Below are 8,046 nucleotides of genomic sequence, written 5' to 3' on the forward strand. Positions count from 1 at the left end.
GTCCGAAGCCGCGACCTCCTCGGCGTTTTCGCTGGCTCCCTCGGTCGCGGCGGCATCGGCGCCGCGCCGGTGCTCGCCACGGTCGCGATTCTTGCCGCCGCGCCGACGGCTGCGGCGGCCGCCGCGTTCGCGCGCCTGCTGCTCATCGCCGCTTTCGGCTTCCTCGTCGTCTTCGTCCTCGGCCTCCTGCGCTTCGGCGCGCAGCAGGGCCTGACGGTCGGCGACCGGAATCTGGTAGTAGTCGGGGTGAATTTCACTGAAGGCGAGAAAACCGTGACGGTTGCCGCCATATTCGACAAAGGCTGCCTGGAGGGAAGGTTCGACGCGGGTTACGCGGGCGAGATAGATGTTTCCTTTGAGCTGCTTCTTGTCCTGTGATTCAAAGTCGAATTCTTCGATGCGGTTACCGCGAACGACAACAACGCGTGTTTCCTCCGGGTGGGAGGCGTCTATCAGCATCTTGTTGGGCATTATTTCGTTTCCTCCCGGCAGCCATCAGCCGCAGCTGGCGGGGCAGCCCCCGCCGCTGTGTGCCTGGATTTGTGTGGATGCCGGATAATTGAATGTCCGCCGGCCGCTGCTTCAACGCGATGGCGGTGCCGCCCGCAGCCACAATGGCGCGGTTCGATGCGGACCTTTCCATGATTGCGCTTGAAGCCATCGGCACCCAGCAGAACCTTTTGAACCAAAGCCCGGGCTTAGCCGGACCAGCTTGTTTGCTCACACGGAGCCGGCGCGGGACATCCCGGCCGTTTTCATCGCACAGGCGATTCCCCCGCCACGGGAGCACGCCTGCGAAAATCGTCGCGATCACCTGAAGCCCGGAAGCGAAAGGAGCCGCCTTCACATCTTACCCTTGGCGGGAACTGCAGAGGCGGGCGGTTCCAGGATTGCAGTGATCCAATGTCGCTTTTATGATTTGGCGGGGTGGAAGGCAACCCCGATTTCGGATGCCGGCAAAAAGCGCTTCCGTTGGGGAAGGTCGCTCCATTTGCTACACGAAAAGGCTTGGTTAACCTTCTCTGGATACCAATTGTTAATCGAGTTGGCTGCCAGACAGGCCTTCTGCGAAACGACCCGGCGCAAGGCGCCAAACCGGGAGCGACGGACAAGAGATGGGACTGGCAGGCACCGCAGACAAGGGCCGTGGCGCCGCTGGGCATCTCCAACTCGTGACAAAGACGCTTTTCCTGCTGGCGGTCCTGCTTGGGCTGACCGCCTCCTCGCGGGCCGATGGGTTGCTTGGCGCGACCGGCTACAAGATGGCCGGCGACGCCACCAAGATGCGCATCGTCATGACCTTCGACCGCGAGCCGGATGTGAAATGGTTCCTGCTGCGCGGCCCCAACCGCCTTGTCGTCGATCTGCCGCGTACGCGATTCGCCCTCTACGCCAAGGATGTGAAGCCGCGCGGCCTGGTGCGCGCCGTTCGCTTCGGCGACCAGGGTAAGGGTTCGCGGCTGATCCTCACCGGCAAGGGGCCGTTCGCCGTCGACAAGCTCGACGTGCTGAAGAATGATGACGGCAACGGCTATCGCATCGCCATCGACATGTCGGCCGCGTCGGAACGGGAATTCGACGAAGCCCTCGCCAACCAGTCGCTGACGACCGGCTCGACCGTTTCCGCCGACAAGGGCGGCCGGGTCGGCACCGGGCCGATCTCGGCGCCCGGCCACCGCTTCACCGTGGTCGTCGACCCCGGCCACGGCGGCGTCGACGGCGGCGCGGAGAGCGCCTCAGGCACGGTCGAGAAGGATGTCACGCTCGCCTTCGCCACCGAATTGCGCGACAAGCTGGCCGCGGTCGGCAGATACGAAGTGTACATGACGCGGGAGAACGACGTTTACCTCACGCTTGACGACCGCGTGCGCATCGCCCGCCAGCACGAAGCCGATCTTCTGATCTCCATCCATGCCGACACGATTGCCGTCAAGGGCCTCCGCGGCGCCACCGTCTACACGCTCTCCGACAAGGCCTCCGATCCCGAAGCCCAGGCACTCGCCGATCGCGAAAACCTGTCCGACCAGTTCGCCGGCATGAAGATCGAGAACGACAACAAGGAGGTCACCGACATCCTGATCGACCTGATCCGCCGCGAGACGCACGGCTTCTCGATGAGCTTTGCCCACACGCTGGTCGGCCAGTTGTCGACCAGCGTCGGCCTGATCAACAATCCACAGCGTTCGGCGGGCTTCAAGGTGCTGAAGGCGCCCGACGTTCCCTCCGTATTGGTCGAGCTCGGCTATCTCTCCAACAGCAAGGACGAGGCGCAACTCCTCAGCGCCGACTGGCGTGGCAAGGCGGCGCAAAGCATAACCAATGCCGTTGCCCTGTTTGCCGCGGCGAAAGCCGGAACCGGGACCGGTGGTTGACGGGGCTGCTCCCGCCCGCAACCAAGAGTCGTCCTGCAACCACAAGCGGCGTTGCGCGACGACGACACGTAGCGTTATTATTCCGCGGAACGAGTCCTGAAATTTCGCGCTGCCGTATTTTGTCCACATGGTCGCGACATGGGTTTTCGTTGCGGATTGGGACCGCCCCGTGAAGCTTGCGCGACTGTCGGCTTCGTTTAGGAAAATCCCGAACCTCGGACTGGAGCGGGCATGATTCGTCTCATCGGCTATTTCTTCGGCATCGGCACGACGCTGGCGCTGCTGGTCGCTGCCGGCCTGGCCATCTACATCGGCCATCTGACGAAGGATCTGCCCGACTACGAAGTTCTGGCCAAATACGAGCCGCCGGTGACGACGCGCATCCATGCGTCGGACGGTTCGCTGATGGCCGAATACGCGCGCGAGCGGCGTCTCTATTTGCCGATCCAGGCGATCCCGGATCGCGTCAAGGCCGCCTTCATGTCGGCCGAGGACAAGAACTTCTACAACCACCCCGGCATCGACATCACCGGCCTTGGCCGCGCCATCATCGTCAATCTGCAGAATCTCGGCTCCGGCAGGCGCCAGGTCGGCGCCTCGACGATCACGCAGCAGGTGGCGAAGAACTTCCTGCTCACTTCAGACCAGACCTATGAGCGCAAGATCAAGGAGATGATCCTGGCCTTCCGCATCGAGCAGGCCTATTCGAAGGACCGCATCCTCGAACTCTATCTCAACGAGATATTCTTCGGCTTCGGCGCCTATGGCGTGGCGGGCGCGGCGCTCACCTATTTCGACAAGTCGGTCAACGAGCTGACCGTCGCCGAGGCCGCCTATCTCGCTTCGCTGCCCAAGGGCCCCAACAACTATCATCCCTTCAAGCATGCCGACCGCGCTCTGGAGCGCCGCAACTGGGTCATCGACCAGATGGTCGAGAACGGCTACGTCACCCGCGAGGAAGGCGACAAGGCCAAGGCCGAGCCGCTCGGCGTGAAGCCGCGCCGCAACGGCTCCTATCTGTTCGCGGGCGAGTTTTTCACCGAGGAGGTGCGCCGCCAGATCATCGCCCGCTACGGCGAGAACGCGCTCTATGAGGGCGGCCTGTCGGTGCGCACGACGCTCGATCCGAAGATCCAGTTGATCGCCCGCAAGGCGATGCAGAACGGGCTGCTGAAATACGACACGCTGCGCGGCTATCGCGGACCGGTGACCCATATCGATATTTCCGGCGATTGGGGCGTTCCGCTCGGCGCCGTCAAGGGCCTGGAGGACGTGCCGGAATGGACGCTCGCCGTCGTGCTCGACAGTTCCGCCGACGGATTGACTATCGGCATTCAGCCGGCGCGGCAGGTCTCCGGGGACCTCGTCAAGGACCGCGTTGAGGGAACTGTCGCCAAGGACGACATGGGCTTCGCCATGCGCCACTTCGTCAACGGCAAGTCCGTCAGGGCGAAATCTCCGGCGGAGGTGCTGGAGCCAGGCGATGTCATTTTCGTGCAGAAGAACGACGGCTCAGACAATACCTACAGCCTGCGCCAGGTGCCCGAAGTCGAAGGCGGCCTGGTCGCCATGGACCCGCATACCGGGCGCGTGCTGGCCATGGTCGGCGGCTTCTCCTACGCGCAGTCGGAGTTCAACCGCGCGACGCAGGCGATGCGCCAGCCGGGCTCCTCGTTCAAGCCGATCGTCTATTCGGCGGCGCTCGATAACGGCTACACGCCGGCCTCCGTGATCATGGACGGCCCGATCACGATCCAGAGCGGCAACACGACCTGGACGCCGAAGAACTATGACGGCACGGTCGCAGGCCCGGCCACGTTGCGCTCCGGCATCGAGAAGTCGCGCAACCTGATGACGGTGAGGCTCGCCAATGACATGGGTATGAAACTGGTGGTCGAATATGCCGAACGCTTCGGCGTCTACGACCATCTGGCGCCATATCTGCCGATGGCACTGGGCTCCGGCGAGACGACGGTCATGCGCATGGTGTCGGCCTATTCGATCATGGCCAATGGCGGCAAGTCGATCAAACCGTCGCTGATCGACCGCATCCAGGATCGCTACGGCAAGACCGTCTTCAAGCAGGATGAACGCGGCTGCCAAGGCTGCAACGCCAGCGAATGGAAGAACCAGTCCGAGCCGGAACTGGTCGACAATTCCGAGCAGGTGCTCGATCCGATGACCGCCTACCAGATCACCTCGATGATGGAAGGCGTCGTGCAGCGCGGCACGGGCGCCACCATCGCCGAGCTCGGCCGCCACATCGCCGGCAAGACCGGCACGACCAACGACGAGAAAGACGCCTGGTTCATCGGCTTCACGCCGAACCTCGTCGTCGGTCTCTACATGGGCTACGACACGCCGCGCGGCCTCGGCAAGGGCGCCACCGGTGGTGGTCTGGCTGCGCCGATCTTCAAGGATTTCATGCGCGTGGCATTGGACGGCACGCCGAATGTCGACTTCCAGGTTCCGGAAGGCATGAAGCTGATCGCCATCAACCGCAAGACCGGCATGCGTGCTGCAGAGGGCGATCCCAACACCATTATCGAGGCGTTCAAGCCCGGCACCGGCCCGGCCGACAGCTATTGGGTCATCGGCATGGGCGCCGACGGCTCCAACGGCTCCGGTGCCGGGTTGTCGCCGCAGGCCAATCAGGCCATCCAGGACGGCGGCGGCGGCCTCTACTAAGATTTCCCGATTTCGAAATGGGCCGGCAAAATACCGCCGGCCCATTTCGCTTTACAGGCGGCGGTGCCGTGCCTATGTATCGCGCCTATTCCGGACAAGAAGCAGAACAACAGGACAGAACCCAAAACCATGCGCGCGGAAACGCTCAACATTGTCGACGAGATCAGGCAGGCGATAACCCTGCTGAGGAGGCATCTTTGACTGGGATCAGGCCATCAAGCGGCTTGAATACCTGAACGTCCGCGCCGAGGATTCCAGCCTCTGGAATGATCCGATCGAAGCGCAGAAGCTGATGCGGGAACGCCAGGAACTCGAGGACGGCATCGCAGCCGTTAAAGGACTGACCCAGGCGCTCGAAGACAATATCGGCCTGATCGAGCTTGGCGAGGAAGAGGGCGACCAAAGCGTCGTCGCCGAAGCCGAAGCCGCATTGCGGTCGATGCAGGGCGAGGCCAAGGCCCGCCAGGTCGAGACGCTGCTGTCGGGCGAGGCCGACGCCAACGACACCTATCTCGAAATCCATGCCGGCGCCGGCGGCACCGAGAGCCAGGACTGGGCCTCGATGCTTTTGCGCATGTATACGCGCTGGGCCGAACGGCGCCGCTTCAAGGTCGAGGTACTGGAAGTCCATGAAGGCGAAGAGGCTGGCATCAAGTCCGCCACCGTGCTGATCAAGGGCCACAACGCCTATGGCTGGTTGAAGACGGAATCCGGCGTTCATCGCCTGGTGCGCATCTCGCCTTATGACAGCAATGCGCGCCGCCACACCTCCTTCGCGAGCGTCTGGGTCTATCCGGTCATCGACGACACGATCGAGATCAACGTCTCCGAATCCGACGTGCGCATCGACACCTATCGTTCCTCCGGTTCCGGCGGCCAGCACGTCAATACGACCGACTCGGCGGTTCGCATCACCCATCTCGCGACCGGCATCGCGGTTGCCTGCCAGGCCGAACGCTCGCAGCACAAGAACCGCGCCAAGGCGTGGGAGATGCTGCGCTCCCGGCTCTACGAAGAAGAGCTGAAGAAGCGCGAGGCCGTGGCGAACGCCACCGAGGCTTCGAAGAGCGATATCGGCTGGGGCCACCAGATCCGTTCCTACGTGCTGCAGCCCTATCAGCTGGTGAAGGATCTGCGCACCGGCGTCGAAAACACCAGCCCGTCAAGCGTGCTTGACGGCGACCTCGACGAGTTCATGGAAGCTTCGCTGTCGCATCGCATCGAGGGTGGCGCCGGCGAGGCGGTGGCTGATCTGGACTAAGGGTCCCTGCGCATCACTGCGACGGAGGAGACAGTGGTTCGAACACTTGCAGGAAAATGCTTCTGCGGCGCGGTCCGCTACGAGGTGGCCGATGAATTCGCCTACGCGGCCAATTGCCATTGCTCGAACTGCCGTCGTACCACCGGTTCCGCCTTCAAGCCTTTCGCCGGGATCGAGCGCCTCAAGTTTCGCCTGACCGCGGGTGACGACGGATTGCTGATCTATGGCGATGCCAGCGGCCACGACGCGCATTGCGGGCAATGCGGCTCGCTGCTCTATTCATTGGTGCGGGAGGGGGCCTACGTCCATATCGCCATGGGGACGTTGATGGACGATCCAAGCATTCGCCCGAATGCACACATCTTCGTCGGTTCCAAGGCGCCATGGTTCACGATTACGGACGACCTGCCGCAATATCGTGAACATGTCACCGGCTGACGGCCGGAACCTCCGTCAGCGGAATTTCGTTCTTAGGCACCCTGGTCGCCGGCTTCGTTAACCAAGTCGGCGCACCCTTTTCTGTGGCCGATGCTGAAGCCCCGGTGCGATCCGAGGGCGCGCCCACTTCTTGCGCCGGCCAAGGAATCAGCTCAGCATTTGGGCTGGGGGATAGAAGCATTTATGGCCGGACGCGGCATATCTGCGACTGACGATCCGGCCACTGGGAAGACACGTTCCGGGAACGGGCAAGCGGAAAAACGCTTGATGCTCGAAAGGAACGCTTCGATGCCTGCTGCCAAGTCAAGATCGGCCCGAGCCGTTCGCCCGGCCGGCCGACTCCTGTTTTCCCTGTTCGCCACGGTCGGGACGGTGATGCTGACCGCCACTGCCGTCGCGCACGACGCCAAACCCACGGCTGCGATGCCGCAGGGCTGGAGTTATCCATTCGCGTGCTGCGCGAACTATGATTGCCGCACGACCCACACAGGCGAAGTGCTGGAAAAGCCCGAGGGTTACGTGATAGCCGGCACGGGGGAGGTCGTTCCGATGACCGACAAGCGCGTCAAGGACTCGCCCGACGGCGAATTCCACTGGTGCGCGCATCAGGCGGGCCTCGATGCCGGCAAGACCATCTGTCTGTTCGTGCCGCCGCGGTCCTATTGAGCGACGAGACGTTCTGAGAGTTGCATTCCTGGGATGCGATGGCAGGCAAGCCTGCCGACAGCCGGTTGCCAGTAGCGTTTCTTTATGTTGCCTTGCCGCGGAGGGCGGCGGACAACGAAGAGGAATGCGTTCATGGTCATCAAGGGAAGCTGCCATTGCAAGGCGACGACATTCGAGGTTTCGCAAGCGCCGCAAACCGTGACGCAATGCACCTGCTCGTTCTGTTCCAAGCGCGGGTCGCTCTGGGCCTACTACGTCCCGTCGCAATTCAAGCTCACCAGCCCGCCTGAAAACGTATCCTTCTACCGCTGGGGCTCGAAAACCATCAAACATGGCTTCTGCGCCGTCTGCGGCTGCGGCACCTTCACCGAAACCCCCGACTGGTCGACCGGTGAGCCCGACTTCGACAACCCGAAAATCAGCGTCAACTCCCGCCTGTTCGACGATTTCGACCTGGACAAGGTCGAAGTGGTGGTGATCGACGGCAAGAACCTCTGGTAGAGCTTTGCCGTTCCGCTTTTTGCCGCATTTCATGTTACAAGGCGTGCGGAAGGGCTGATTTGGCGCGGCCGCAACGGTCGCGATTTGGAGAGGGACCATCTTATGAAGAAGACCGTGCTC

6 protein-coding genes and 1 pseudogene are annotated in these 8,046 nt (G+C 62.7%); 6 read left to right on the forward strand and 1 reads right to left on the reverse strand.

The genetic code is table 11. From position 1 onward, the window contains the following. A pseudogene (locus EOA29_RS17770) lies at positions 1–471 on the reverse strand (S1 RNA-binding domain-containing protein); the annotation flags it as partial. A gap of 644 nt (positions 472–1,115) precedes the next feature. Here EOA29_RS17770 and EOA29_RS17775 point away from each other — a divergent pair. The 6 genes from EOA29_RS17775 to EOA29_RS17800 all read left to right on the forward strand — a co-directional run bounded on the left by EOA29_RS17775 (position 1,116) and on the right by EOA29_RS17800 (position 7,926). After that, positions 1,116–2,372 carry an N-acetylmuramoyl-L-alanine amidase gene (locus tag EOA29_RS17775; RefSeq protein ID WP_126094155.1) on the forward strand — a complete coding sequence of 419 codons (1,257 nt, stop codon included), beginning with the start codon at positions 1,116–1,118 and terminating at the stop codon, positions 2,370–2,372. Between the two features lie 231 nt (positions 2,373–2,603). After that, the gene (locus EOA29_RS17780; RefSeq protein WP_126094154.1) at positions 2,604–5,060 is read left to right on the forward strand and encodes a penicillin-binding protein 1A; all 2,457 of its coding nucleotides are present in this window, start codon (positions 2,604–2,606) and stop codon (positions 5,058–5,060) included. A gap of 129 nt (positions 5,061–5,189) precedes the next feature. Next, positions 5,190–6,321, forward strand: a protein-coding gene (gene prfB, locus EOA29_RS17785) for a peptide chain release factor 2 (RefSeq protein WP_126094153.1) whose coding sequence is annotated in 2 segments (ribosomal slippage) — positions 5,190–5,255 and positions 5,257–6,321 — 1,131 coding nt in all. Because the reading frame shifts where the segments join, the coding sequence is not laid out codon by codon here. A gap of 33 nt (positions 6,322–6,354) precedes the next feature. Next, positions 6,355–6,759: a GFA family protein gene (locus EOA29_RS17790; RefSeq protein ID WP_126094152.1), complete on the forward strand. Its 405-nt coding sequence runs from the start codon at positions 6,355–6,357 to the stop codon at positions 6,757–6,759. Between the two features lie 288 nt (positions 6,760–7,047). Beyond that, positions 7,048–7,425 (forward strand): hypothetical protein, encoded by a 378-nt coding sequence (locus EOA29_RS17795; RefSeq protein ID WP_126094151.1) that lies wholly within the window; start codon positions 7,048–7,050, stop codon positions 7,423–7,425. A 132-nt stretch (positions 7,426–7,557) separates the two neighbouring features. Beyond that, positions 7,558–7,926, forward strand: coding sequence for a GFA family protein (locus EOA29_RS17800; protein ID WP_126094150.1), 369 nt, complete (start codon positions 7,558–7,560; stop codon positions 7,924–7,926). Positions 7,927–8,046: the final 120 nt, after the last annotated feature.

The sequence above is a fragment of the Mesorhizobium sp. M1E.F.Ca.ET.063.01.1.1 genome, assembly GCF_003998155.1.
Classification (GTDB): Bacteria; Pseudomonadota; Alphaproteobacteria; order Rhizobiales; family Rhizobiaceae; genus Mesorhizobium.